Annotated in this window: 23 protein-coding genes; 4 read left to right on the top strand and 19 right to left on the bottom strand. The window is 66.2% G+C overall.

The annotated features are described in order from the left end of the window. Nucleotides 1-20: 20 nt before the first annotated feature. The 10 genes from AWB80_RS03275 to AWB80_RS03230 all read right to left on the bottom strand — a co-directional run bounded on the left by AWB80_RS03275 (nucleotide 21) and on the right by AWB80_RS03230 (nucleotide 8,914). The gene (locus AWB80_RS03275) at nucleotides 21-746 is read right to left on the bottom strand and encodes a tetratricopeptide repeat protein (RefSeq protein WP_087130941.1); all 726 of its coding nucleotides are present in this window, start codon (nucleotides 744-746) and stop codon (nucleotides 21-23) included. 4 nt (nucleotides 747-750) lie between these two features. After that, nucleotides 751-1,701 carry a type II secretion system F family protein gene (locus tag AWB80_RS03270; RefSeq protein WP_061173211.1) on the bottom strand — a complete coding sequence of 317 codons (951 nt, stop codon included), beginning with the start codon at nucleotides 1,699-1,701 and terminating at the stop codon, nucleotides 751-753. Beyond that, complete coding sequence (locus AWB80_RS03265; RefSeq protein ID WP_061173210.1) at nucleotides 1,698-2,636, bottom strand: type II secretion system F family protein; 939 nt, start codon at nucleotides 2,634-2,636, stop codon at nucleotides 1,698-1,700. Before AWB80_RS03265 ends, AWB80_RS03270 begins: the two co-directional genes overlap by 4 nt. Then, nucleotides 2,629-4,011 (bottom strand): TadA family conjugal transfer-associated ATPase, encoded by a 1,383-nt coding sequence (locus tag AWB80_RS03260; protein WP_061173209.1) that lies wholly within the window; start codon nucleotides 4,009-4,011, stop codon nucleotides 2,629-2,631. Before AWB80_RS03260 ends, AWB80_RS03265 begins: the two co-directional genes overlap by 8 nt. Before the next feature lie 3 nt (nucleotides 4,012-4,014). Further along, a complete protein-coding gene (locus tag AWB80_RS03255; protein ID WP_061173208.1) occupies nucleotides 4,015-5,262 on the bottom strand; it encodes a fimbrial protein in 1,248 nt (415 codons plus the stop codon). Beyond that, the gene (locus tag AWB80_RS03250; protein ID WP_087130939.1) at nucleotides 5,259-6,632 is read right to left on the bottom strand and encodes a type II and III secretion system protein family protein; all 1,374 of its coding nucleotides are present in this window, start codon (nucleotides 6,630-6,632) and stop codon (nucleotides 5,259-5,261) included. Before AWB80_RS03250 ends, AWB80_RS03255 begins: the two co-directional genes overlap by 4 nt. Nucleotides 6,633-6,661: 29 nt before the next feature. Then, entirely contained in the window at nucleotides 6,662-7,585 is a 924-nt protein-coding gene (gene cpaB / locus AWB80_RS03245; RefSeq protein WP_061173207.1) for a Flp pilus assembly protein CpaB, read from the bottom strand. 33 nt (nucleotides 7,586-7,618) lie between these two features. Then, nucleotides 7,619-8,077 carry a TadE/TadG family type IV pilus assembly protein gene (locus AWB80_RS03240; RefSeq protein ID WP_061173206.1) on the bottom strand — a complete coding sequence of 153 codons (459 nt, stop codon included), beginning with the start codon at nucleotides 8,075-8,077 and terminating at the stop codon, nucleotides 7,619-7,621. Then, nucleotides 8,074-8,568, bottom strand: coding sequence for an A24 family peptidase (locus tag AWB80_RS03235; RefSeq protein WP_061173205.1), 495 nt, complete (start codon nucleotides 8,566-8,568; stop codon nucleotides 8,074-8,076). The genes AWB80_RS03240 and AWB80_RS03235 overlap by 4 nt, the downstream gene beginning before the upstream one ends. 169 nt (nucleotides 8,569-8,737) lie before the next feature. Continuing rightward, a complete protein-coding gene (locus AWB80_RS03230; protein WP_061173204.1) occupies nucleotides 8,738-8,914 on the bottom strand; it encodes a Flp family type IVb pilin in 177 nt (58 codons plus the stop codon). Between the two features lie 581 nt (nucleotides 8,915-9,495). Between AWB80_RS03230 and AWB80_RS03225 the strand changes: the two genes are divergently transcribed. Continuing rightward, entirely contained in the window at nucleotides 9,496-10,974 is a 1,479-nt protein-coding gene (locus tag AWB80_RS03225; RefSeq protein WP_061173203.1) for a collagen-like triple helix repeat-containing protein, read from the top strand. Between the two features lie 120 nt (nucleotides 10,975-11,094). After that, nucleotides 11,095-12,807 (top strand): ShlB/FhaC/HecB family hemolysin secretion/activation protein, encoded by a 1,713-nt coding sequence (locus tag AWB80_RS03220; RefSeq protein ID WP_061173202.1) that lies wholly within the window; start codon nucleotides 11,095-11,097, stop codon nucleotides 12,805-12,807. Nucleotides 12,808-12,832: 25 nt separating this feature from the next. Here AWB80_RS03220 and AWB80_RS03215 read toward each other — a convergent pair whose 3' ends face one another. Continuing rightward, complete coding sequence (locus AWB80_RS03215) at nucleotides 12,833-13,117, bottom strand: DUF4148 domain-containing protein (RefSeq protein ID WP_061173201.1); 285 nt, start codon at nucleotides 13,115-13,117, stop codon at nucleotides 12,833-12,835. A gap of 135 nt (nucleotides 13,118-13,252) precedes the next feature. Beyond that, on the bottom strand, nucleotides 13,253-13,696 hold the full coding sequence (locus tag AWB80_RS03210; RefSeq protein ID WP_061122936.1) for a MarR family winged helix-turn-helix transcriptional regulator: 444 nt from the start codon (nucleotides 13,694-13,696) through the stop codon (nucleotides 13,253-13,255). Nucleotides 13,697-13,816: 120 nt separating this feature from the next. Between AWB80_RS03210 and AWB80_RS03205 the strand changes: the two genes are divergently transcribed. Continuing rightward, the gene (locus AWB80_RS03205; RefSeq protein ID WP_061173200.1) at nucleotides 13,817-15,358 is read left to right on the top strand and encodes a DHA2 family efflux MFS transporter permease subunit; all 1,542 of its coding nucleotides are present in this window, start codon (nucleotides 13,817-13,819) and stop codon (nucleotides 15,356-15,358) included. A gap of 30 nt (nucleotides 15,359-15,388) precedes the next feature. Here the strand turns inward: AWB80_RS03205 and AWB80_RS03200 are convergent, their stop codons facing one another. The 5 genes from AWB80_RS03200 to AWB80_RS03180 all read right to left on the bottom strand — a co-directional run bounded on the left by AWB80_RS03200 (nucleotide 15,389) and on the right by AWB80_RS03180 (nucleotide 21,128). Continuing rightward, a complete protein-coding gene (locus AWB80_RS03200) occupies nucleotides 15,389-17,458 on the bottom strand; it encodes a putative bifunctional diguanylate cyclase/phosphodiesterase (RefSeq protein WP_061173199.1) in 2,070 nt (689 codons plus the stop codon). Between the two features lie 106 nt (nucleotides 17,459-17,564). Beyond that, nucleotides 17,565-18,836, bottom strand: coding sequence for a cardiolipin synthase (cls, locus tag AWB80_RS03195; protein ID WP_061173198.1), 1,272 nt, complete (start codon nucleotides 18,834-18,836; stop codon nucleotides 17,565-17,567). A gap of 50 nt (nucleotides 18,837-18,886) precedes the next feature. Further along, nucleotides 18,887-19,195: a helix-turn-helix domain-containing protein gene (locus tag AWB80_RS03190; protein ID WP_061173197.1), complete on the bottom strand. Its 309-nt coding sequence runs from the start codon at nucleotides 19,193-19,195 to the stop codon at nucleotides 18,887-18,889. A 121-nt stretch (nucleotides 19,196-19,316) separates the two neighbouring features. After that, entirely contained in the window at nucleotides 19,317-20,126 is an 810-nt protein-coding gene (locus tag AWB80_RS03185; RefSeq protein ID WP_061173196.1) for a DUF4410 domain-containing protein, read from the bottom strand. Nucleotides 20,127-20,330: 204 nt separating this feature from the next. Next, entirely contained in the window at nucleotides 20,331-21,128 is a 798-nt protein-coding gene (locus tag AWB80_RS03180; protein ID WP_061173195.1) for a hypothetical protein, read from the bottom strand. Nucleotides 21,129-21,339: 211 nt separating this feature from the next. Here AWB80_RS03180 and AWB80_RS03175 point away from each other — a divergent pair, with 211 nt between their 5' ends. Next, nucleotides 21,340-22,128 carry an SDR family NAD(P)-dependent oxidoreductase gene (locus AWB80_RS03175; protein WP_061173194.1) on the top strand — a complete coding sequence of 263 codons (789 nt, stop codon included), beginning with the start codon at nucleotides 21,340-21,342 and terminating at the stop codon, nucleotides 22,126-22,128. Nucleotides 22,129-22,130: 2 nt separating this feature from the next. On the opposite strand, the gene AWB80_RS03170 is transcribed toward AWB80_RS03175, so the two are convergent. Together AWB80_RS03170 and AWB80_RS03165 are read right to left on the bottom strand one after the other, a co-directional pair. Next, nucleotides 22,131-23,546, bottom strand: a complete 1,416-nt coding sequence (locus AWB80_RS03170; RefSeq protein ID WP_061173193.1) for a UdgX family uracil-DNA binding protein — start codon at nucleotides 23,544-23,546, stop codon at nucleotides 22,131-22,133. Next, entirely contained in the window at nucleotides 23,546-24,757 is a 1,212-nt protein-coding gene (locus AWB80_RS03165) for a putative DNA modification/repair radical SAM protein (RefSeq protein WP_061173192.1), read from the bottom strand. Before AWB80_RS03165 ends, AWB80_RS03170 begins: the two co-directional genes overlap by 1 nt. Between the last annotated feature and the right edge of the window lie 74 nt (nucleotides 24,758-24,831).

The following is a 24,831-nucleotide window of genomic DNA, read 5'->3' as shown; positions in this document are numbered from 1 at the left end:
GTTTCATCCTTCTCTCCTTTTCAACGCGACGCGACACTCGCCCGCGCCGCATCGCCGACGCGCTTCGCATCGGCGCGAATCGACTGCTGCACGTCCGCCGAAAACTTCTGTTGCGTCATCAGACCTTGCGCGTTCGCCGCCTGCCCGCTCGCGAGCAGATACAGCGCGACGTTGCTCAGGATCTTCGGGTTGTTCGGCGCGAGTTCGGCGGCCTTCATGAGCGGCACGCGCGCGCCGGTGACATCGCCCATGCGCAGCCTTGCGTAGCCGAGGTCGGAGAGCATGAGCGCATCGGTCGGCGCGCGCTTCGATGCGGCCTCGAAGCGCTGCGCCGCGCCCGCGAAATCGCCCGCCTCGCCCGCGAGCAGTCCGAGCCCGCGCAGGCCGCGCGCGGCGAGCGGCGTGTCGGCGAGACGCGCATACGCGGCCGCGCTCGCGCCCGGCTGGCCGGTCTGACGCAGCGCGTCGGCGCGCAGCAGAATCGTGTCGGGCGATTCGCCGTATTGCTGTTCGTAGGCGTCGATATGCGCGAGCGACGCAAACCAGAGCCCTTGCGCCTGCATGCGGTCGATGAGCGCGAGATACATGCCCGGCGTGTCGGGCGCGGCGTCCTTTTGTTGCGCCTGATCGAGCGCAGCCTGACGTTCGGCCTGAATGCCGACGCCATAGCCGTTTTCCTGCTTCGTCGCGCAGGCGGCGAGCGCGGCGCACAGCAAGGTCGGAACGAATGAACGAATCATGAGCATGCCTCTATCGATGTAGCGTGGACAGCGAACGCACCACCGCGATGAAGCCCGGCCCCGCCGTGATGATCAACAGCGCGGGCAGCAGCGTGATGACCATCACGCCCGTCATCTTCACGGTGAGTTTGCCGATGCGCTCGCGCAGCATCGCGCGGCGCGTTTCGCGCAATCGGTCGCCGAATTGCCTGAGCGGTTCCTGCACCGCGCCGCCGTGCTTCTCGACCTGAACGATGAGGCGCACGATCGCGGCGAGATCCTCGTTGTCGTAGCTCGTCGAGAGGCGCTTCATCGACTGCTCGCGGGTGCGGCCGGTGGCGAACTGGCCCTGCGCGAGCGCGAGTTCCATCGACATGACCGGGAGCACGTTGCCGAAGTCCTGGATCATCACCTGCAGGCTCTGATCGAGCGACAGGCCGACACCCTGCAACAGGCGCAGCAAGTCGACGAACATCGGCAATTCGGCGCTGACCGCGCGCTGACGCGCCAGTGCGCGGCGCCGCACGAACCACTTCGGCGCCATGAAGCCCGCCGACAGCGCGATGAACATCAGCAGCATGAAACGCGCGCCGTGCGCCGCGCCGTGACCGAGCGCGAGCCAGGCGAGCGGCGCGGCGAGCGCGCCCGCGACGCGCGCCGCGAGAAAGCGCCCGCGCGCGTGGGCGTCGAGATAGCCGCAGCGTTCGAGCAGACGCCGATCTTCCTCGGCGACGGCCACGCGCCCGAACGGCGTATCGAGCCACGCGGCGCTCGCGCGGCCGATCGCCGCGAGCAGGCCGTGACGCTGCGCGGCAGCCGGCGCGGGCGCGGCCGGCGCGCGCTCCTTCAACGCGTGATCGAGCGTGCGCGCCGAGCGGCGCATGCGCGCATGGCGGCTGAGCGCGAGCACGCCGCACAGACCGGCCGCGAGCGCGGCGGAGGCGAGCGCGAACGCGCCGAGCAAGGCGGGCGTGATGGTCATGTCCTGAGCCTCGCGAGCCGGTAGAGCAACCACGCGCCGAGCATCTGCAGCGCGACGGCGACATAGACGAGGCGCTTGCCGAGCGCGTCGCTCCACATCGCATCGAAATATTCGGGGTTGGTGACGATCACCATCGCGCCGAGCAGGATCGGCAGCAGGCCGAGCACCCATGACGAGAGGCGCGTCTCCGTCGACAGCGCAACGAGTTCGCGGCTCGCCTGCTCCAGATCGCGCATCATCGCCGCCATGCGGTCGAGCATCACGTCGGAGCGGCCGCCGTATTTCACCGATACGCGCAGCACCGAGCCGACGAGTTCCAGCTCGCGCACGCGATACATGCGCGCAACCGCGCCGAGCGCGTGATCGATTTCCACGCCGGTGCGCAGCATCGGCAGCGCGCGGCCGAGGCATTCGGAGAGCGGCGCTTCGGCGCTGGCAAGCGCGGCCTGGAACGCGGCCGGCACGCTATGGCCGATGACGATCATGCGCACGATGCCATCGAGAAACGGCGGCAGTTGCCGCACGATGCGCTGCTGGCGTTTCTGCGCGCGCCACGTCAGCCACGCGTAGACGGCGGCGAGCACGAGCGCGGCGACGATCGCGCCGATCACCGGCCCGGCGCTCATCTCGGCCCAGACCGCGCCGCTCGCGGCGATGGTCATGGTCGTGCCCGCGAGCGCGCGCGGACGTTCGATCCCCGCGCGATTCATCAGATTCGCGAACGCGGCGCGCGCGTGCGCGATGTCGCCTTTTGGCGTCGTCGCGTTGGCAGCGGGCCGCGTGACCGGTTGGGGCCGCGGCGTCTGCACCTGCCGGTCGACGAAGCGCCCGGTCAGCGCACGCTCGCGCGTGTTCGTGCCGCGACGCCACAGCAAGAGCGCCGCCGCCGCGCACAGCAGCGCGAGCATCGCGATGAGCGCGACGGCTCTAACCATTGAAGCCTCCGCCGAAGCCGCCGCCGAATCGCCCGGACTGACCGAAGCCGTCCGACAGCGCGACGCCGAGCGCCTGCCGGAATTTCGCGAGCTTCGGCGAACTCGGATGAATGCCGAGCCAGCTCCAGCGGTCTGCTTCGTCGCCGTTCGCATCGACGGCAGGTTCGTAGCGATACAGCTCCTGCATCGCGATGATGTTGTCGGAGAGTCCGGTGACTTCGGTGACGGAAAGAATGCGGCGGCGTCCGTTCGAAAGCCGCCCGATCTGCACGATGAAGTCGATCGCGTTGGCGATCTGTCTTCTCAAGCTCGCTTCGGTGCCCTGAAAGCCCGCAAAACCCGCGAGCATTTCGAGCCGGTAGAGACACTCGCGCGGCGAGCTGGCGTGCACGGTGCCCATCGAACCGTCGTGGCCGGTGTTCATCGCCTGAAGCATTTCGAGCACTTCGCCACCGCGTACTTCGCCGACGATGATGCGGTCCGGCCGCATCCGCAACGTGTTGCGCAACAGGTCGCGGATCGACACGACGCCCGCGCCGTCGAAGCCGCCGGGTCTGCTTTCCAGACGCACGACATGCGGATGATTCAGCGACAGTTCCGCGGTGTCCTCGATCGTCACGACACGTTCGTGCTTCGGAATGAAGAACGCGAGCGCGTTCAGTAGCGATGTCTTGCCCGAACTCGTCCCGCCGGACACGAGTACGTTGCAACGCGCGTCCACTGCGGCCTGCAGCAACGAAGCGATGTCCTGATTGAAGGTGCCGTTGGCGAGCAGATCGTCGGGACGCAACGGATCGCGACGAAACTTGCGGATCGATACGACCGGGCCATCGATCGAAAGCGGCTCGATCACCACATTCACGCGACCGCCATCGGGCAAACGCGCATCGACCATCGGATTCGATTCATCCAGACGCCTGCCGATAGGCGCGAGAATCCGCCGCACGATACGCAGCAGATGCGCGTTATCCGCGAAACGCACCGGAATCTTTTCGAGCATGCCGTGACGCGACACGTACACGTCGCTATAACCGTTGATGAGGATGTCTTCGACGGCGGCATCGGCGAGCAGGTCTTCCAGCGGACCGAAACCCGCGAGTTCCTTCGTCAGCGCCGCCGCGACCAGACGCACCTCGCTCTCGTTCAACGGCACGCGGCGCAAACGCACGAAGCTGTCCATTTCCAGATCGACGAATTGCTGGATCGCCTGCCGCGACCATCGGCCGAACTCGGCGCCCAGTTCCTCGATGCGCGTCAGCAGATGCTCGTGCGCCGCCGTCGCCACGTCCTGAAACTGCTGCGAATGGGCGAACGCGGTGGCGTCTTCGGCCAGATCGTTCGCGAACGCGATGTCCTTGCTGAAGTCCTGAGCCATCGTCTATGACCGTCTGAGAAAGTTGGGAAGGAAATGCGCCACGTTCAGCGCGGCGCGGGCCGTCGGTCGCGCGCGCGACGCTTCTTCGTGAAGGTCGCCGTGCATGTGCATCAGCCGCGCGACCAGCGGCGCGAGCGCGCGCACGTAGGGGTCGCGCCCGGCGCAATCGGCGAGCAGACGTCCCTGATTCACCGCGCGGCCCAGCGCCTGCGCGCGCGCCGGCAGCACGGCGACGAGCGGCAGGTTCAGCCGCTCGGCCATCTGATCCGCGCCGAAGTTGAGCGCCGCGTCGAACTTGTTCACGACGAGTCCGAGCGACGCGGGCGGCGCGCCTTCGTCGTCCGGACGCAAGGTGTCGAAGAGCGACATCGCCGACACGACCGACGCGACATTCGGATCGCAGACGAGCCAAGCTTCATCCGCGGCCTGCAACGCCTGCGCGATGAATTCGGCATTCGAGAAGCCGCCCAGATCGACGATCTGATGATCGAAGTACGCGCGCAGGCGGTTCAGCGTGCTGACCGCCGACGCGAACGAGATCGCGCGCATCTCGGCGAGATCGGCGGGCAGCGTGGTGAGTGCAAGGCCGCTCGCGTGACGCGCGAACGCGGTGTTCACGAAGGTGTCGTCGAAGCGGCGCAGGTTGCGCACGGCATCGACGAAGTGCAGTTCGCTGCGCGTGTCGAGCAGAAGCGCGCTGTCGGCGGCGGGCAGGCCGAGATCGAGCAGCGCCGTGGTGCGGCCCGTCTGCACGCCGCGTTTTTGCAGACTCACCGCGAGATTCGCCGCGAGCGTGCTCACGCCCACGCCGATGCGTGCGCCGAGCAGCACGGTCAGCTTGCCCTGACGGCTCGCCGGTTCGTTGCGCTGAGGAGGACGCTCATTGACGAGGCGCTGCACGATCGCGACGACATCGGCGCTCGGGCCGGTGACATCGGCGAAATCGCGCACCCCCGCGCGCAATGCCGCGAGCGCCGGCGCGGGCGTCGCGAGCGTGCCGAGCGCGACGATCGGCACCTCGGGAAACGCGTCGCGGGCCGCTTGCGCAAGCACGCTCGCCTGGGTGTTTCCGGTCGTGCTCGCGCTGAAATCGACGAACACGAGCGCAGGCGCGCGTTCGCCGATCTGCGCGACGAGCGCGGCGGCCTCGCACGGCGCAGGTTCGACCGCGCCCGCGCCCGCGAGCGCGCGTTGCAGCCAGTCGTGGCGCGCGGCGTCGGCGCTCGCGCAGAGAAAGCGCATCGGCGTCATTGAGAAAACCCCGGCGCGGCGTCGGGAGACAGCGCCCCGCCGACGAAGGTCCGCCACACCGGGCCGTCGCGCTGTTCGGATTGCTGACCGGGCGTGGACGGCAATGCGGCGTTCTTCGCGATCGGCGCGACCAGATGCGGCGTCACGATGATCACCAGTTCGCGATCCTGCTGCGAGTACTGCAAGGTCTTGAAGAACGCGCCGATGATCGGCAGATCGCCGAGCAGCGGCACCTTGTTGACGTTCGACGCGGTCTCGCGATCGACCAGTCCGCCGATCACGAAGCTCTCGCCGTCGCCGAGTTCGACCGCCGTTTCCGCGCGCCGCGTGGTGAGCGCGGGCACCGAGACGCCGTCGATGGTGATCGCGTGCGCGAAGTCGAGCTGGCTCGCCTCGGGCGCGACCTTCAGCGCGATGCGCTCGGGCCCGAGCACCGTCGGCGTCAGCGAGAGGCCGATGCCGTAGGGCTTGTAGACGATCGTCGTGGTGCCGAGCGATTGCGGCACCGGCACCGGAATCTCGCCGCCCGCGAGGAAGCTCGCGCTCTGGCCCGACAGCGCGACGAGCGTCGGCTGCGCGAGCACGCGCGCGAGGTTGTTGCCTTCGAGCAGACTCAGATTCGCGAACAGGCCGCGCGAGGTCGAGTTGAGCAGCAGGTTGAACGCGGAGCCGATCGGCGACGTCGCCGTGACGGACAGCGGATTGGTCGCGCCGCCCGTGACGCTCGTGAGCGCGCTCGGCGCGAAGGTGCCGAACGCGAAGCCCGCGTGGTTCTGCGAGAAGAGGTTGAAGCCCGCCTGCTTGAGCACGGTCTTGCTGAACTCGACCACCTTGACATCGACCTGGACGACGCTTTTCGTCGCCACCGCCGATGCATCGACGAGCGCGCCGTCCTTGCCCACCGACGCGCGCGCCGCCGCCACCGCGCGCTGATGCTTTTCCATCGTCGGCGTCGTGCCGGTGAGCACGGCGGTCTGGCCGAGCACGCGCACTTGCGGCGCAGCGGCGTCGGCGAGTGCGGCGCTCGCGCTCGCCGCGACCTCGACCGTGTAGGACAGCGGCGAATCGCGGCCGCGTTCCCATAGCAGCAGATTCGTCGTGCCCGCCGATTTGCCGACGAGCAGCACGCCGCCGCCCTTCAGCACGTTCACATCGGCTACGGCCGGATCGCCAACCGCGACGCGCGAAATCGTCCGGCCGCGCGCGAGCGGCTTTTGCGCACCCGTCGACAGGGCGATGACGCTGGCATCGGAGAGCGGCGACTCGCTGCGCGGTGCATCGCGCGAGGCCGCGTACACATTGGCCGCGAGCGCTGCCGCCACGCATGCGGCGAGCGCCGCCGTTTTCCATCGTTTTCTTGTTGTCGTCATGCTGGCTTGCCGTCTGGTTCCCGTCTGATTCAATACGCGACGCGTTCCGCGCGCCCGCCGCGGATCACTTCGATTTCATCGCCCGCCGGTGCGCGCGCGCTGCGTGTTCGCTCTACGGGACGCACCGCCGTGCGTGCGCCCGCGAGCGTGCCGAGCGAAATGCCCGCCGCCGCGCGCGCCGCGCCGCCGTCCGTGGACGCCGCAGCATGGAGCGGCGCGAATGTCTGGGGCGGCGGGGTTTCGTCATCGGCGGAATTGCGCAGCGCGAGCACGAGGCGGCCCGCGCTTTCCGCGAGCGTGAGCGCGTCGACATCGGCGGTGCGGATCGCGAGCACCGCCGTGCGCGGGCTGCCCGGATTGGTGCTTTTTGCTGTGGCCGCGCCGGAGCCGAGCGTCGCATCGCCGATGCTCAGCACGCGCACCTTCGATAACAGCAGACGCGCCTGCGTGGTCGAGATTTCCGCATCGCCGCTCGCCGCGCCGCCTTCGCGCTTCAACGTGAAGAACACGTCGACGGCGTCGCCCGGGCGCGCGAAATTGCCGACCGCGTTGGTCTCGTCGATGCGCACGGCCACCGCGCGCTCGCCCGGCGCGACGACATCGGCGAGACCGCTCGACAGGGCGTCGGCGGTCAGGGGCGTACCGGTTTTGATGGCCGCCAGCGGCACGCGGCCGATCAGTGCGGCGGTGTCGCTGAACGCGCCCGGCGCAGGCTCCGCCTGCATGCGCACGGTGAGCGCGGCGGCATCGAGCGGCTGGCCCGCTGGCAGATCGCGCGCGGCGACGACGACTGGCGCGAGGCGCTGCGGCGTCACCATCGCCGAGGTGTGCGCAGGCGCGTGATCGCGCTCGGGAGCCGGCGCGGGCTCGCGCGCGAGCATCACCGCGAAGACCCCGAGAACGAGCGCGAGCGTGAACAGCAGGATGGCGAGCGTGCGGGTCAGATTGGCCATGGCGTCAGGAGAAGTGGATGCGGACGCGCGCGCTCATAGCACGTTGTCCGGATCGAGTTGAACCATCGCGCGGGCGACGAGCGCGTCGGGCAGCGCCAGACCGAAGAGCGGCAGCGTCGGCACGAGCGGCCGTTGCGCGTAGCCGTAGTCGAGCGTGACCTCGATGCAGCGCAGCGTCGCGTCATACGCACACGGCGCGGGCGTCGCGGTGCATTGCGCGATGCCCGCCAGCCAGTTGGTCAGGCCGTTTGCGGTGTCGCAGGCGGCGGCGGCGCGGCGCGCGAGGGCGTCGTCGACGCTCACCGCGTTGGCCTGAAAGCGCAGCGCGGCGCGCGCGCCCTCTTCGGCCGCGAGCGTCAGCGACTGCTGCGCGACGAAGATCAGGCTGTACGTGACGATCGCGTACAGCACGACGAAAAAGAGCGGAAACACGATGGCGAACTCGATCGCCATGTTGCCGCGCTGCCTGTGTCGGCTTCGCCGGCGCGTCATGCGCGCGCTCCGAACGTGTGGAGCACCAGATGGCCGAGCGCGGCCAGCGACAGCAACGCGCCATAGGGCGTGCTGCTGCGTCTGCGTTCGTCGAGCGAGGCCGCGTCGGGCAGATCGCGCAATGCGAACGCGGCGTGGCGGCGCGCGAGCAGCACGAGCGCATGCACGAACGCCGCGAGACTCGCCGCCACCCAGATGCCGACGAGCGCGCGCGGTCCGCACCACACGCCGAGCACGGCGAACACCTTGACGTCGGCGGCGCCCATCATGCCGAGCACGTAGAACGGCATGAGCGCGACGAAGCCCGCCACGAGCCCGATCAGCGCAGCGCCGATGGCCGTATCGAAAGGAGAAATCCGTAGCGCGGCGAACGCCAGTGCGCACAGCGTGCCCGCGATAATGAACGCATTAGGAATGAGCCTGCGCCGCCAGTCGAATAAAGCGACGGCGAGCGCCCAGCCGATAAATGACGCGGATTCAATGGAAAGCATATAAAAGCAAATCGGCAGGCAAGGCGAAAACCGTCATCCGCGTTAATCCGGATTTTCAATCGATAATCGCGCGGCGACAAAAATCCTCGCGCCGTCACCGACGGCGCGAATATCAAGGACTTACCGGATCAGTCGGCCGCGCCGAATAACGGCAAAAGCCGATTGCCGCTCAGGTCGCGGTTTTCGCGAGTTCTGTCTTGATTGCCTGAAACGTGCTTTTCAGTTGAGTGGCGACATCGCCGACCGCCGTCATGATGCCCAGTGCCAATACACCGGCAATCAGTCCATATTCGATGGCAGTTATCCCGCGGCGGTCGCGAAAGAATCGAAGAATGTTTGCGTTCATTTTGTTGCCCTCGGATGGGTTCTAATTCTCTGGCCGCTTATACCATCCGCACACCTGACGGAAAGGCGCGTGCTTACGCCTCGCCCGAAACGGCGCGTCGGTCCGGTATACCAACTTTGATTTATCTTTCGCCTCGTCTCTGTCGATCGCGCCCTCTCTGGCGGTTCATCGTGGAAGAGGTATTCGTTAGCCGATTTATAACGCAAGCCTATCTCAAAATCAATTATTGTCTGACCGATTGTTTGAGCAGGGCGCTTAATCGATGCTGCTTTTTGGCAGGCGTATTCGAAATATCAGTAAATGCAACTGATTCACGCGATCGCCGGAGCACGAATTTCCTGCCTGCAAGCCAGCATGGGCTTTTCGCGTAACCCGTCGCGGCGTAACGCCGCCCAGCGTGCGTAACGTTACGACGCGCCGTTGCCGCGTGCTGTACGACTCATACGTTTTCGGCGCAAGTCCTTGATGCATCGGAACGAACGGTAGTGCGCAAGCATCGCAATCGTTCGCGGTCCGTGCGATGGCACACCTAATGCAGTTATTCGCTCGCGGTTCGTTCAATACGAAACATCGAGGGCGAAATGAATACGAAGAACATCGAACGCGAAGTCATGCGCAAAACCATCGTCGCGGCTGCGGTCGCCAGCCTGCTCGCGCTCGCGGCATGCGGCGGATCGGGGACGATGAGCAAGTCGGCCGGCGCGAGCGGCAGCGGCTCGGGCACGATCTCGACCGGCGACGGCAGCAGCGCGGGCGGCGGATCGGGAAGCGGCGGCGGATCGGGATCGGGTGGAGGTTCGGGGTCGGGCGGCGGTTCGGGGACCAACACCGGCAGCACCGGTGGCGGCGGCAGTGGCGGTGGCGGGGGGACCGGCGGCGGCGGATCGGGTGGCGGAACGGGCAGCGCGACTGTCCAGCCGGTCGCGGCCGTCGCGGACAAGACGGGCAACGTGGTGTCCGCGGTCGGCGACACAGTATCGGGCGTCGGCACGGTCATCGGCTCGACGACCGCGCCCGGCGTCGGCACGGACACCACGAAGGCCGCTGGCGCTGTCGTATCGAACGCGGGCGCGGCGGTGTCCACGCTCGGCGATGGCGTGTCGGCCGGGCTCGGCGCCATCGGCACGAGCACGAATCCGGTGGGCACGACGGTGTCGAGTCTCGGCGGCGTCGTCGAGCAGACCGGGACGACGGTGTCGGGCGCGGGCACGCTCGTGTCCAGTCTCGGCAGTGGGGCGCTGTCGCCGCTCGCGCCGGTCACGGCGCCGGTCGGCGGCATCGTCGGCATTGCGGGCAACGCCGTTACGCAGACGGGCGGCGTGCTCGATCAGACGCTCACGAGCGCGCCCGTGCAGCAGCTCACGCAGACAGTCAGCCAGGCGATCACGCCGATCACCTCGCTCGCCGGTTCGACGACGCAAACCGTGGGCGCGGCGACCGGACTCGGCACGCCGGTCGACAACCTGCTGACGACGCTCGGCGGCACGCTCGACAACGCCGGCAAGAGCATCACGGCGACGGGCGGCAATCGGGTGACGGCGGGCGCCGGGAATCTGGTTTCGACGACGGGGCAGACGGTGGCATCGGCGGGCGGGCTGGTGCACGGCACGCCGGGCGCGAGTCCGCTTGCGCCGGTGACAGGTTTGCTGGGCGGGTTGACGGGCGCGGCGGGCGGCGCGGGCGCGAGTGGCGTGCTTGCGCCTGTCACGGGCATCGTGAACGGGTTGACGGGCGCGGCCAGCGGCACGGGCACGGGCGGCGTGCTTGCGCCCGTCACCGGCGTCGTCGGCGCATTGACCGGCGCGCCGGGCGGAACGACGGGTTCGCCCGGCGGCGCGGGCTCCGTGCTCGGCACAGTGACGTCGATCACGGGCGCGGTCGGCGTGACCGTCGCGACCAATCAGGGCTCGACGACGACGGCGGGCGCCGGCGCGGGCGCGGGTCTGTCGAGCACGACGGGCAACACCACCGGCAACTCCACGGGCGGCGCGAACGGCGGCGGATTGCTGGGCGCGGTGGGCTCGATCGTCGGCGGCGTGTTGGGAGGCACGCGGCGCTAGGCATCGTACGCGGAAACTGGAGGAGCGAGTTCGCCAGGCGCGCCCGCTCCTCACTGAAACCATCAGCACACAAGCGACGAGAACGCGACGACGTTCTCGCAACCCTACGAGGGCATCACAATGAAGATCCGTGACTGGACACGGGCGCTCATGTTTGCCGCGCTTGCGGCGCCCATGTCATCGCATCACGCGCAGGCGCAAACGCCGCCCGCGCCGCGCGCCAACCTCGGCGGCAATCCGCTCGACGCCCTGCCGCAAGTCAACGCGCCGCCCAGGCCGCCCGTTTCGGTGAGCGTCGCGCCGCCCGCGCCCGCGCTCGATGCGCTGCTCGCGCGCCATCTCACGCCCGGCAAGATCGAGATCGAAGGCGTGAAGGCGCTGCCCTTCGATCGAATCGCCGCGCGCTTTGCGCCGTTCGTCGGCCGCGACGTGACCATCGGCCAGTTGATCGAGGCCGCGAACGGCGTCACCGCGCTCTACAAGGAACGCGGCTATGCGCTGTCGTTCGCGTTCGTGCCGGCGCAGACGTTTCAGGACGGCGTCGTGCGCGTGACGGTCGTCGAAGGCTATATTGCGCGGGTCGTCGTGAAAGGCAACGCGGGCGCGGCGCAGCAGCGCATTCGCGCGGTCGCGGAACGCCTGCAAGCGGACCGTCCGCTCACGCAGGCGAATTTCGAGCGCTATATCAACGTGCTCGGCATGATTCCGGGCGTGACGACCCGCGCGAACGTCGCGCCGCCGCAGAACACCGATGGCGCGACCGCGCTCGAACTCGATGTCGAGCGCAACCCGTTCAACTTCAGCACGGGCATCGACTTCAATCATCCGGGCGTGCAGGGCATTCTGAGCGCGACCGAAAACGGCGTGCTCGGGCTCGGCGAAGCGCTGACGGCGGCAGCGCTCCTGCCAAAAGGCCGCGACGATCAGACCTATTACGCGTTGAACGGCGCCTTGCCCGTCGGTACGGACGGCTTCACCGCCAAGGTCGATGCCTCGCACTATCGCGGTCATCCCGTCGACAATCCGGGCCTGCCGTCGTATATCGAACGCACGGTCGTGAACGACAAGCTCGCGTTCTCCGGCGTCTATCCATTCATGCTGAGCAACGCGCGCAGTCTGATCGGCACGGCGACGGTGTATGCGTCGCACGACGAGGATCGGCTGAAGAACACCATCGTCGCGGGCAATCCGTTTCTGTCGCAGCGTTCGCAGGTGCGCGTCGCGCAGCTTCAGCTCGATTACACCGGTATCGGCGCGGGCGTCGTGCGGCGTGCGAGCGTGAACGTGGCGAAGGCGTTCGACGTGCTCGGTGCATCGAAGAGCGCGCAGACGAATATCGCGGGCTACGCGCCGGTCAATCCGGTTTCGCTGACGTTCGTGCGCACCGGCGCGACCTACACGCAAAGCAACGAGTGGCCGTGGAAGATCGGCACGCTCGTATCGGTCACGGGACAGTATTCGCCCGATACGCTGCCCACGTCCGAGCAGATCTCATTCGGCGCGCAGCGCTTCGCGCTCGGCTATCAGCCGGGCGAGGCGTCCGGGGATTCGGGCTGGGGCGCGTCGTTCGACGTGAACCGGAAGATCGACATCGGCATGACGTATCTGAAAACGTTCACGCCGTATGTGATGGTCGACGCCGCGCGCGTGTTCCTGCATGGCGGCACGCCGAATCCGGGCAGATTGTCGTCGGTGGGGATCGGCTTTCGCGTGTCCGATGCGAAGCATTACAGCATCGATCTGTCGGTCGCGAAGGCGGTGGGCGATGCGCCGGTCGAGAGTACGTCGCGCAGTCCGCGGATCAACGCGACGTTGTCGTATCAGCTCGATTAAAGACGCGAAACGAGCTCGGCGTCCGTTACGGCGCCGAAGCCGGCGCCGGCTTGCCCGCCTTCTGCGCGTTGACCTTCGCCTGCGCGTTCTGCAGATTCTGCGGATAGTTGGTCTGCTCGCCGGCCGGGTTGTAGCCGTTCTTCTCCAGTTCCTTCAATTCGGCGTTCTTCTTCGCGCGCGCCGCCTTGCGTTCGGCTTGTTTGACCTGCTTCGGCGTGGAGGCCGCCGTGTCCTGCGCCTGCGCGAGAGGCATCGCGACGAGCGCGGCGACGGACATGGCGATGACGGCCAACGGTGTGCGTTTGTTCATGATCGATCTTCTCCGGATGGATGAATTGCGACAGTAGACAACGACGCTTGCAAGGATCGCGTCAGCAATCCGCGATCCACGGGCGGCACGTTAGCATGGCGCGCCAGAACCGGCAGCGATCGATTTCGCGCCCCGTCACCGGTCGACGATGCGGCTCAGATTGCCGCGCACGCGTTGCAGCAGCGCGATCAACTGTTCGCTTTCCTGGCGGCTGAAACCGGCGAGCGCCTCCGACGTGATCTCGTCGCCGACGCGGCGCGCGCGGTCGAGCGCCTTTTCCGCCTTCGCGGTCATGCGCACCTGGCGTTCGCGGCGGTCGTCGGGATTCAGGCGGCGCTCGATCCAGCCGCCCTCTTCCATCCGGTCGAGCAGCCGTCCGGCGGAAATCGGCGCGACTTCGAGCAGCCCCGCGAGCCGCGCCTGATTCACCTCGCCGTAATGCGAGAGATACGCGAGCACGCGGCACTGCGCGCGCGTGAGATTGAGCGATGACTTCGCCAGTACGTCGAACCGGTTGCCGCACAGGCGATCCACGTCCGCGACCAGAAAGCCGAAGCGTTTGTCGAGTTGGGTTTCCATCGCGCGATTATAGGTAACGGCTTTCGACGCGTGCAGCCGTTCATCGGCCGAAATGCAACGTATAATAAGCCTGCTTATCATCACCCTACTTACAAAAGCCGCCGCCCCGCGGCCCAGTCCATGTCCTCCGAAGTCTCCACGGAAAGCGCCGCGGCGCCCCTGAACCGCGGCATGCTGACCATCGCGATCATGCTCGCGACGCTGATCCAGACGCTCGACAGCACCATCGCGAACGTGGCGCTGCCGCATATGCAGGGCAGCCTGTCGGCGTCGCAGGACGAAATCACGTGGGTGCTCACTTCGTATATCGTCGCGGCGGCGATCGCGACGCCCCTCACCGGCTGGCTCTCCGACCGGCTGAGCGTGAAGCGGCTGCTGTGCATATCGATCGCGGGCTTCACGGTGGCGTCGGCGTTGTGCGGGCTGTCGGAGACACTCACGCAGATCGTCGGGTCGCGGCTGTTGCAGGGTATTTTCGGGGCGTCGCTCGTGCCGCTGTCGCAATCGATCCTGCTCGACATCAACCCGCGCGAGAAACAGGGCCAGGCGATGGCCGTCTGGGGCATGGGCGTGATGGTCGGGCCGATTCTCGGTCCGACGCTCGGCGGCTGGCTCACCGACAGCTACAACTGGCGCTGGGTATTTTTCATCAACGTGCCGATCGGCGCGTTTGCGCTATTCGGCGTGTCGACCTTTCTGCCCGCGCAGGCCGCGCGGCGCGCCGTGAAATTCGACGCCTTCGGCTTCGCGACGCTCGGCCTCGCGATCGGCGCGTTCCAGGCGATGCTCGATCGCGGCGAGCAGCTCGACTGGTTCGGCTCGATGGAAATCCGTATCGAGGCGCTGCTCGCGGCGCTCGCGTTCGTGTTTTTCATCGCGCATACGGCCACGGCGGGCCAGCGTTCGTTCTTCAAATACCAGTTGCTGAAGGATCGCAACTTCGCGACGGGCACGTGTTTCATCTTCGTGATCGGCGCGGTGATGTACGCGACGCGCGCGCTCCTGCCGCCGATGCTGCAGAACCTGATGAACTATCCGGTCGCGACGACGGGCCTCGTCACGGCGCCGAGCGGCGCGGGCACGATGATCGCGATGCTCGTCGCCGGACGGCTCCTGAAGCACATCGACGCGCGTTTGCTGTTGCTGTCGGGGTTTCTGATTTCGGCGCTCGCGCTCTGGCAGATGATGCATTACACGATCGTGCTGTCGGCATCGGACATCGTGTGGCCGGGCGTGATTCAGGGCTTCGGGCTAGGACTCGTGTTCGTGCCGCTGTCGGCGCTGACGTTTTCCACGCTCACGCCCGAACTGCGCGCCGACGGCACCGCCACCTATAGCCTCATGCGCAATATCGGCAGCAGTATCGGCATTTCGATCGTGCAGACGCTGATGACGCGCAACACGCAGGTCGCGCACGCGGACCTCGCCGCGCAGGTGACGCCGTTCAATCCGGCGATGCAGTCGGTGCTGTCGAGCGGCTCGATGCAGGACATGGCGATGCTGAATCAGACCATCACGCAGCAGGCATCGATGATCGCGTATCTCAACGACTTCAAGCTGATGTTCGTGGCGACCTTGCTGGTGGTGCCGCTGTTGCTGCTGATCCGGCCCGCGCGCAAGGCGGCCGCGGATGAAGCCGTCCCGCATGCGGCGATGGATTGAGTCTTGGGTGCGAGGGCTGCGCCCAGCCCCTCACGCACTCACCTCCCCCCGCTCCAGCATCACCCCGAACGCATCCGCCGACAAAGGCACCGCCAGCAAGAACCCCTGCATCTCATCGCACATCATGTCCTGCAGCCGGTCGAGCTGCGAACCCGTCTCCACCCCTTCCGCGACCACGTCCATATCGAGCGAATGCGCGAGCGCGATGATCGCCGACACGATCGCCCGCCCTTCCTGCCCGTTCTCATCGAGCCCGTTCGTGAAGAACCGGTCGATCTTCAACTGCTTCGCACGAAAGCGCTGCAAATACGCGAGACTCGAATAGCCCGTGCCGAAATCGTCGATCGCGATCTCGAAGCCATTCTCCTGAAACGCGCGAATCATCTCGATGGTGCGCGGCGCGTCCTGCATCGCCACCGTCTCGGTGATCTCGAACATGATCTGCACGCTCGGCACGCCTTCCTCGTGCACGATCTCGAGAATGTTCGCGACCAGATCCGCCTCGTTCATCTGCCGCGGCGACAGATTGATCGCCACCTTCACCGGCGGCCGCCCCTCTGCACGCCAGCGCGCGAGATGCCGGCACGTCTCGCGCACGACCCAGTAACCGATCGGCACGATCTGCCCTGAACGTTCCGCAATCGGAATGAATTCGAGCGGCGTCAGCGTGCCGATGTCCGGATGGTCCAGCCGGATCAGCGCCTCCGCGCCCGCAAGTTCGCCGCTCTTGCCGCGAAACTTCGGCTGGAACAGCAGATAGAAATGGCCGCCGTTCAGCGCCTCGTGCAGCGCCTGTTGAATCTGCAAGGTCCGCACCGCCGCCTCGTTCATGCTCGCCTCGAAGAAGCGGTACGTGCTGCGCCCGCCGCGCTTCGCCTCGTACATCGCGACGTCGGCGTGCTTGAGCAGCGACTCGACGCTGTCGCCGTCCTGCGGATACAGCGCAATGCCGATGCTCGGCATCACCTGCAACGGATGATTGCTCACGAGCAAACCCTTTTTCATCGCGTCGAGGATGCGCTCGGCCAGGGTCTGCGCATCGGTCGGCGCATGCAGGTTTTCCAGCATCACGACGAACTCATCGCCGCCCAGACGCGCCACCGTATCGCCGCCGCGCACGCATTCTTGGAGACGTCGCGCAAACGCCTTCAGCACTTCGTCGCCGACCGTATGGCCGAGCGAATCGTTGATGGTCTTGAAGCCGTCGAGGTCCATGAAGAGGATCGCAAAGCGGCTGTCGCTGCGCTTCGCGTTGATGATCGCGCGCTCGATGCGCTCGTTCATCGTGCGGCGGTTCGGCAGGTCCGTGAGCGTGTCGAACGTCGCCATCCGCACGATCTGGCCGTTCAGTCGCGAGACCGAACCGGCCAGCAACGCGGTGCGCGCATCGAAGCGCGACAGCACGAGCGTGATGATCAGGATCGCCAGCGTGAAAAGCACGACGGTGGTGGCGAGCCAGTTCGCGTCGACGTCGTTCGCCGCGCCGCAGATCGAACCCGGCAGGAAGTTCGCCGCCGCGTTGCCGGTGTAGTGCATGCCGGTGATCGCAATGCCCATCACCAGCGCCGACACCAGGCGCTTCGCGAGCACGTTCATCTGCTTCGCGTCCGACAGCGTATGCGCGATCCACAACGCCGCGCCCGACGCCACCACGGCAATCGCGATCGAGGCGGCGAAAAGGCGCGGATCGTACTGGATCGCGGGCTGCATGCGCATCGCGGCGTCGCCGGTATAGTGCATCGCCGCGATGCCCGCGCCCATCAGCACGCTGCTCGCGACGAGCCTTCGCGCCGTCAGCCGCTTGCTGGTGATGACATGGAGCGCGAAGAACGACACCAGCACCGCGATGCCGAGCGACCCGGCGGTGATCTTGAAGTCGTAACCGAGCGGAATCGGCAGCTCGAAGGCGAGCACGCCGATGAAATGCATCGACCAGATGCCGATGCCCATCGACGCCGCGCCGCCAGCCAGCCAGATGTGCCGCGTGCGCGAATGCGCGAGCATCGCGATCCGCCCCGAAATATCGAGCGCGGTAAAGGAAGCGAGCGTCGCGACGACCAGCGATGCCGCGACCAGCCAGAAGTTGTAGGTGCCGTGCATAGTTGCCAGTAGCCGAAGACTCGTTTGCGTGAGCGTCTTATCGGCTGAGGTCTGGCAATCTTTAGACTCCAAATGAGAAATATTCGCAATTCGCTTCACCCGCACGTCACAATTGCGAATCGAGCAGCGCGGCGACGCGTTCCAGCAGTTTTTCGGTGAGCGGACGGCGGCGCCAGTCGTCGAGCGTGATGCGTTTCGCGTGGGCGACGTCGTCGTCGAAAATCGCTGTCTGGCGGCGCGCGAAATCGCGATCGTAGATGTTGAGGTTGGCTTCGTCGTTCAGCTTGAACGAGCGGCTGTCGAAGTTGGTGGAGCCGACCGACACCAGATATTCGTCGACGACGATGAGCTTGCAGTGGAACATCGTCGGCTGGTATTCGTAGATTTCGACGCCCGCCGCGAGCAGATCGCCCCAGCACGCGCGCGACGCCTCGCGCACCGTGTGCGTGTCGATGCGCTTGCCCGGCGTGATGATGCGCACGCGCACGCCGCGCTTGGCCGCCTCGACGATCGCGTTGATCGTCAGCTTGTCCGGCACGAAGTACGCGCTCGACAAATGGATGGAATGCGTCGCGGCGGTGATCGCCATCAGGTACATCAACTGCATGTCGTCGCTGCCGCCCGAGGGCGAGCTGCTGAACATGTGCGCGTAACCATCACCCGCGGCGTCGATCTTCGGAAAATAGCGCGGGCCGTGCAGCACGTTGCCGGTGGCCTTGATCCAGTTGTCCATGAAGACCGCCTGCATCTGCCCGACCGCCGCGCCTTCGACACGAAAATGTGTGTCGCGCCAGTGTTTCTCGTCCTGCGCGTGCCCGGTCCATTCCTCGGCGATACCGACGCCGCCCGTGAATCCGATGCGCCCGTCGATCACGAGCAGCTTCCGGTGCGTGCGGTCGTTCATGCGCCCGAGTCCGCTCCAGTGCGGTTTGTGATACTGGACGACTTCCGCGCCCGCTTCGCGCAGCATGCGCAAGTAGCGCTTGTCCATCTTCGACGTGCCGACCCAGTCGAGCAGCACATGCACCGCGACGCCCGCGCGCGCCTGATCCGACAAGGCCCGCGCGACCTCCTCGCCGATCGCGCCCGACCAGTAGATGAACGTTTCGAAGGTGATCGTCTCGCGCGCCGAACGGATGCCCGCGAGCATCGAAGGAAAAATCTCGTCGCCGTTCAGGAGCACTTCGAAGCGGTTACCGCCGACAACGGGCGGCCCGAGCAGCAGACCCATCGAGCGGACGAACTGCGGATCGTCGCTTGGGTACAGACGTTCGATCTTGTGCTCGATCTTCTTCTCGCCGCTCGTCAGATTCGCGATGATCAGCACGATGACGAGCGTCACGACAACCGTCAGGACAATCAGGGCAATCGTTGGCATGCGCGGCCTCGTGAAGCGAACATTTGTCCTTCACCCATTGATGCCACGTTTCACAGAAGAACTTCCAATCCCTGACGATCCACCAAATTCAGCAGTTTCAGTGACGGGCCGTTGGGCCGCTTCTGTCCTTGCTCCCATTTCTGCACCGTCGATGCGCTGGTGTTCAGGCACGCCGCGAACACCGCCTGGCTCGCCTTGGTGCGCTGACGCAATCGCTTGATTTGCGCCGCGCTGTACTCCTTCACCGGCGGCAGACACAGCGCATCGAATTCCCGCAGCGTCATCGCATCAATCGCGCCCGCGTGATGCAATCCTCCCGCTGTCTCGTGCAGCGCCTTCAGCAGTTTGCTACTCACCATCTCGTTTTGAATATCCGCATCCAGTTTCCATTATTACAAGTATAGCACTAAGTGCTATACATTCGTCGCGGCGACAGCGGCAGTGTAAGCACGTTCCGGACCGCGCGGCGTCATTCTTGGTTCAGCTTTTCGCCGGCATCCAGCCCTGCGCCTGGCCGAGCTTCGCAATCTGCTTGGCGATGGAGTCGCCCAGACGCTTTTCGTCGGACGACACGTCCGCATGCTTCGTCTCCGATACCGCGTGCAGCCCGCCCGATACCGCCAGCGAACTCGCCACGTGCCCCGCCGCCGCGCCGACGCCCGCCATTTCCGCAACGCCCGGCGCGTGACCGCTGTCGGCCTTGGCGTCGAACTGTTCGAGCAGTTGCGGCGCGCCATGCGCGGGCTTGAAGACGAGCTGCACGGTCGCGCCGACCTTGCTTTCGCCCGCGCCGAGGCCGATCAGCATGCGGCGGCGGCGATTGCCCGCGTCGATCGTATCGAAGTTGCCTTCGACGACGAGCACGCTACGGTCTTCCGGCGGCGGCACGTCGGCGCGGACCGCCGGGAGGCCCATCGACTGGAGCTTGGCGACGATCTCGTTCGCCACTTCCTCGCGCGCCGCGATGGCGTCCTGCTGTTGCTTCTGCGCCTGCGAATCACCGGACATCGCCGCGCCGATCTTCGAGATCATGCCGTGATTGTCGAGCTTGACGTCGCTGGCGTCGCTGGCGAACGCGTAGACGTAGATCGTGTCGGGGCGCAGGGCGGGCGCGGCCGCGACGGTCTGCACGGCCTGGCTGCCGTACTGGTTGAACTGGCTCGCGGCCTGTGCGGGATTGCTTGCGCAGCCCGCGAGCAGCGCCGTGCCGACGACGAGTCCGGCGAGCGCCGCGCCGCGCGCCTTGTTGATGATCGAGCTAAGCGACGAGAATTTGATCGAGCTGGACATGTTGCATCTCCGTACCGGCCGCGCCGGGAATCGTGAATGGTCGAATTCGTGGATGCGTGAGTCGGCTGTCGGTTGTCGTTGATGTTCGGTTCTCGCTCGGTGCTCGATCACGCAGACGCAACTATGGAGGATGGCCGCGCGGCAGGCCATCGAGCATTTATGTCGCGCGGTTTCACGGGCGCGGAAGGCCCGTGGGACAAGGCTTCAGGAGATGATTTCACGGCGCGAATCGAACCAGCGTCCGAAGTCGCCTTCGAATTTTATCCCGCCCTGATGGACCAGATTGGAACGGGTATCGATGACCGGCCGCACGCCCAGCGCCGCCACCCTGCGGCAGAACGCGTAATCTTCGGACAGATAGAAGCCGGATTCCGGGTCGATCATCGTGTCGAACAGCGCGTAGTGGAACTCTTCGGTTCCGTTGTTCGCCGTCCGCCCGAAATCGCTGGGGTAAGGCCTGTAGCGGAGTTCCGGAAAGCGCTGCGTGAGCGCGACCAGAACCTCGCGCTTGATCAGCATGAAACCGGTGGGGGCGTCCACGACTTCGAGAAAACCGTCGGCGTCCGGCGCGGCGGCGGCGACCTTCGTGCTCACGGGGAAGGCGGCATGACGCGCGCGAAAATCGGCGCGCCGGGTGCCCGCCGGCAGCGCTTCGGTCAAGCCGGCTTGCGGCCAGCCATCGGTTTTCACCGGATACACGCCGGCCGCGACGGGACGATCCGCGCGCACCAGCCGCAACACGTCGGCAGCCGTGAATCCGATATCGCTGTCGATCCACATCAGATGCGTGAATCGCTCGTCGGCGAGAAAATTCGCGGCCATCACGTTGCGCGCGCGCGTGATGAGGCTCTCGAAATTGTTGAACCCGACCGTGAACGTGAGTCCCTGCTGAAGGGCGGTGTTCATCAGATCGAGCAGGCCGTTGATATAGCACGTCGCCGCGGCGCCGCCATAACTGGGCGTCGCGATATAGAGATGCGTCGGCGTGACGGATGCGTTCATGAGCCTCCCAAAAATGGATGTAATGCCCTGCAGAGAGCGTGCAGTATAGATTTTTTTATCTGCGATCCTAACTAGATAGTTCCTAAGCGGCTGCTTTAAATTCGATGCCGGGCGGCAGGCTGGCTGCAGAACACGCCGCTTGTGGTTACCATGTCCGGCACGCGTCGCGCAGGTCGATCGACGCACTCCGCAAACTTGCCAAGGAGCAGAGATGGATCTGAAGATCGGTAACAAGCTCGCGCTGGTGTCCGGCTCGACCAAGGGCATCGGTCACGCCATCGCGGTGGCGCTGGCGCGCGAGGGCGCGCGCGTGATCGTCAACGGCCGCTCGCAGGCGTCGGTCGATGCGGCGCTCGCGAAACTGCGCGAACTCGCGCCGGGTGCGCAGGCCGAAGGCTTCGCCGGCGACATCTCCGATGCCGCGCAGGTCGACGCGCTCGTGCAGCGCTTCCCGCACGTCGATATTCTCGTGAACAACATGGGCATCTTCGATCCGAAGCCGTTCGAAGACATACCCGACGACGAATGGCTGCGTTTTTTCAACGCCAACGTGATGTCGGGCGTGCGGCTGTCGCGCGCCTATCTGCCGAAGATGAAGCAGAAGAACTGGGGCCGTGTGGTGTTCATCAGCAGCGAGAGCGGCGTGCAGATTCCCGTCGAGATGATTCACTACGGCATGACGAAATCGGCGCAGATTTCGCTCGCGCGCGGCCTTGCGGAGACGTGCACGGGCACGGGCGTCACGGTCAATTCGGTATTGCCGGGGCCGACGAGCTCTGAAGGCGTCACCGAGTTCGTCGAGAAGCTCTCTGGCGGAAAGAGCTTTCACGAGTTCGAGCAGCAGTTCTTCGAGGAAGCCCGCCCGACCTCGATCCTCAAGCGCTTCATCACGCCCGAGGAAATCGCCAGCATGGTGGCTTACGTGTGCTCGGAGTTGTCGTCGGCGACCAACGGCGCGGCGTTGCGCGCGGACGGCGGCGTGATTCGGGCGGCCTTCTGAGCCTATTTGCCGATGAGTTCGCGCGCCTTTTCGAGCGCCTCGACGATCGCCGCGACGGTTCGATCCCGCGCGGCTTCGTCGTTCTGCCGCAGCGCGTAGGACGGGTGATAGGTCGCGACGACAAGCTTGTCCCGATACGGCACGACGCGCCCGACATGCGCCGATAACGTCGCGCGGCGGCCGAACAGCGCCGCAAGCGCGGTCGCGCCGAGCGTGACGATCACGCGCGCGCCAATGTCATGCAGTTCCTGTTCGAGCCAGTACGAGCACGCTTCGACTTCCTGCTGCGCCGGCGTCTTGTGCAGCCGCCGCTTGCCGCGCGGCTCCCACTTGAAATGCTTCACCGCGTTGGTCAGATAGACCTGCTCGCGCGGCACGCCGGCCTGCCGCATGGCGTCGTCGAGCAATTGCCCCGCCGGGCCGACGAACGGCTCGCCCTTCAGATCCTCCTGATCGCCGGGCTGTTCGCCGAGCAGCATGATGCGGGCATCCGCCGGTCCCGCGCCACGCACCGCCTGCGTCGCGTTGCGCCACAGATCGCAGCGGCGGCAGGTATCGAGTGACGTGGGGGCGTCGCGTTCGGGCTGGGCCTCGTCCGCTTCCACCTGCACCGCCTTGCCGCCGAGCGCGCCGACGCTCTTCGCCTGCGCGACGCGCCGCGCGCCGCCGCGCGCATCGCTCACGAGCTTCGGAATCAGCGCGCCTTCTGGCAGGCCTTTCCAGAAACGCACCGGCATATGTTGTTCGAGCGCGGATTCGTTCAGCCGCGCCGGGTTGAAGATGCTGCGGTAATAGGTCATCCAGAGCGCTTCGGCGGCGTCGGGCGTATCGACCGCGTGTTCCGATGCGAGCGCGCGGCGGCGCTCCAGTTTCAGGCGCGCGCCGTCGAACATCGCCGCGCCATCGGGTGTCGCGATCAGCCAGGTCGAGCGTCCCATGCGCGCCGCGAAATGTTCCGCGCCCCAGGCGAGCACGTCGTGATCGGGCTCGTACCACGCGACGTATTCGGGCGCGCCGAGCGAGGCGTCGCGCTGGCGAAAGCGCACGTACGCGATCATGTCGTGCTGCGCGCGCCGCACCGCCTTGGCCATTTTGTAGAGACGCGCGCCGTCTTCATCGGCGGGCGATGCAACCGCGCGATCGCCCCGCGACCAGCGCCACAGCACGCGATAAAGAAAACTCCAGCGGCGCGCGTCGCGAAAATGCGCGGCGTCTTTCAACAGCGACGCGAGTTCCCGCGATACGCGGATTTGCGGCGCTTCCGCCACCTTCGCCGACGGCGCGGCTTCATCAAACAACGCGGGCTCGACCTGCGACGTACGCCAGTCGACCGATTCGGGCGCGAGGCCTTGGGCGAGCGCGTCGAGCGCGGCGGCGCGCCAGGCGTCGAAATCGTCGTCGATGGCGATGAGGTGCATCAGAGCAGCGACAGTTGCACCGGCTCCGTCGCGAGCGCGCGCCGCAGCGTGTCCGACGGCGCTTCGGACAGCGGCGGCCGGTAATCCGCCGTGACCACGAACGGCTTCACCTTGTCCATGCTGCAGCGCAGGCGCACGAGATCCTGATAGCGCACGCGCCGCGCACGCCGCAATTCGACGATGCGTTTGGCGTTGCGCATGCCGATGCCCGGCACACGCGCGATCGTGCGCGCGGGCGCAACGTTCAGATCGACCGGAAAGCGGTCCCGATGCGCGAGCGCCCACGCGAGTTTCGGATCGACGTCGAGCGGCAGATTGCCGGCATCACCGAGCAGTTCGGACGCGGCGAAACCATACCCGCGCATCAGAAAATCCGCCTGATACAGCCGATGCTCGCGCAAGAGCGGCGGCGCCTTCGACGGCACGCCCGAGGGGCTGTCGGGAATCGGGCTGAACGCCGAGTAATAAACGCGCTTCAGTTGATACGAGCCGTAGAGCGTTTCAGCGGTGCCGAGGATCGTGCGGTCGTCGGTTTCATCGGCGCCGACGATCATCTGCGTGCTCTGCCCGGCCGGCGCGAATTTCGGCGCGCGCGGCTCCGCTTCGGATTCCTCGCGCGCGACCCGGATGTTGCCCATCGCCAGCTTGATCGTGCGGCCGCTCTTTTCCGGCGCGAGACGTTCGAGGCTGATTTCCGTCGGCAACTCGATGTTCACGCTCAGGCGGTCGGCATAACGGCCCGCCTGCGCGATGAGACCGGGGTCGGCGTCGGGAATCGTCTTCAGATGGATGTAGCCGCGAAACTGGTGTTTTTCGCGCAGCAATTTCGCGACGAGAACGAGCTGTTCCATCGTGTAGTTCGACGAACGAATCACGCCAGAACTGAGAAACAGGCCGTCGATGTAATTGCGGCGGTAAAAATCCAGCGTCAGGTTCACGACTTCCTCGGGCGTGAAGCGGGCGCGCGGCACGTTGCTGGAGCGGCGGTTGATGCAGTAACGGCAGTCGTAGAGACAAAAGTTCGTCAAAAGAATCTTGAGCAGCGAGACGCACCGGCCGTCGGGCGTGAAGCTATGGCAGATGCCCGAACCGGTGCTGGCGCCGAGGCCGTCGATGCCGCGCGACTCGCGTTTCGGCGAGCCGCCGCTCGCGCATGACGCGTCGTACTTCGCGGCGTCGGCGAGGATTTCGAGCTTTTCGGAGAGATCCATCTTTACGATTGTACTGTATGTTTATACAGTATTCACGGTGAGTCGCTAAGTCAAACGTTTTGTTATTGCGCACA

It is taken from the genome of Caballeronia pedi, from assembly GCF_001544915.2.
Lineage (GTDB): Bacteria > Pseudomonadota > Gammaproteobacteria > Burkholderiales > Burkholderiaceae > Caballeronia > Caballeronia pedi.
Note: the sequence above shows the minus strand (reverse complement) of the source record. Positions and strands in the feature narration are given on the sequence as shown.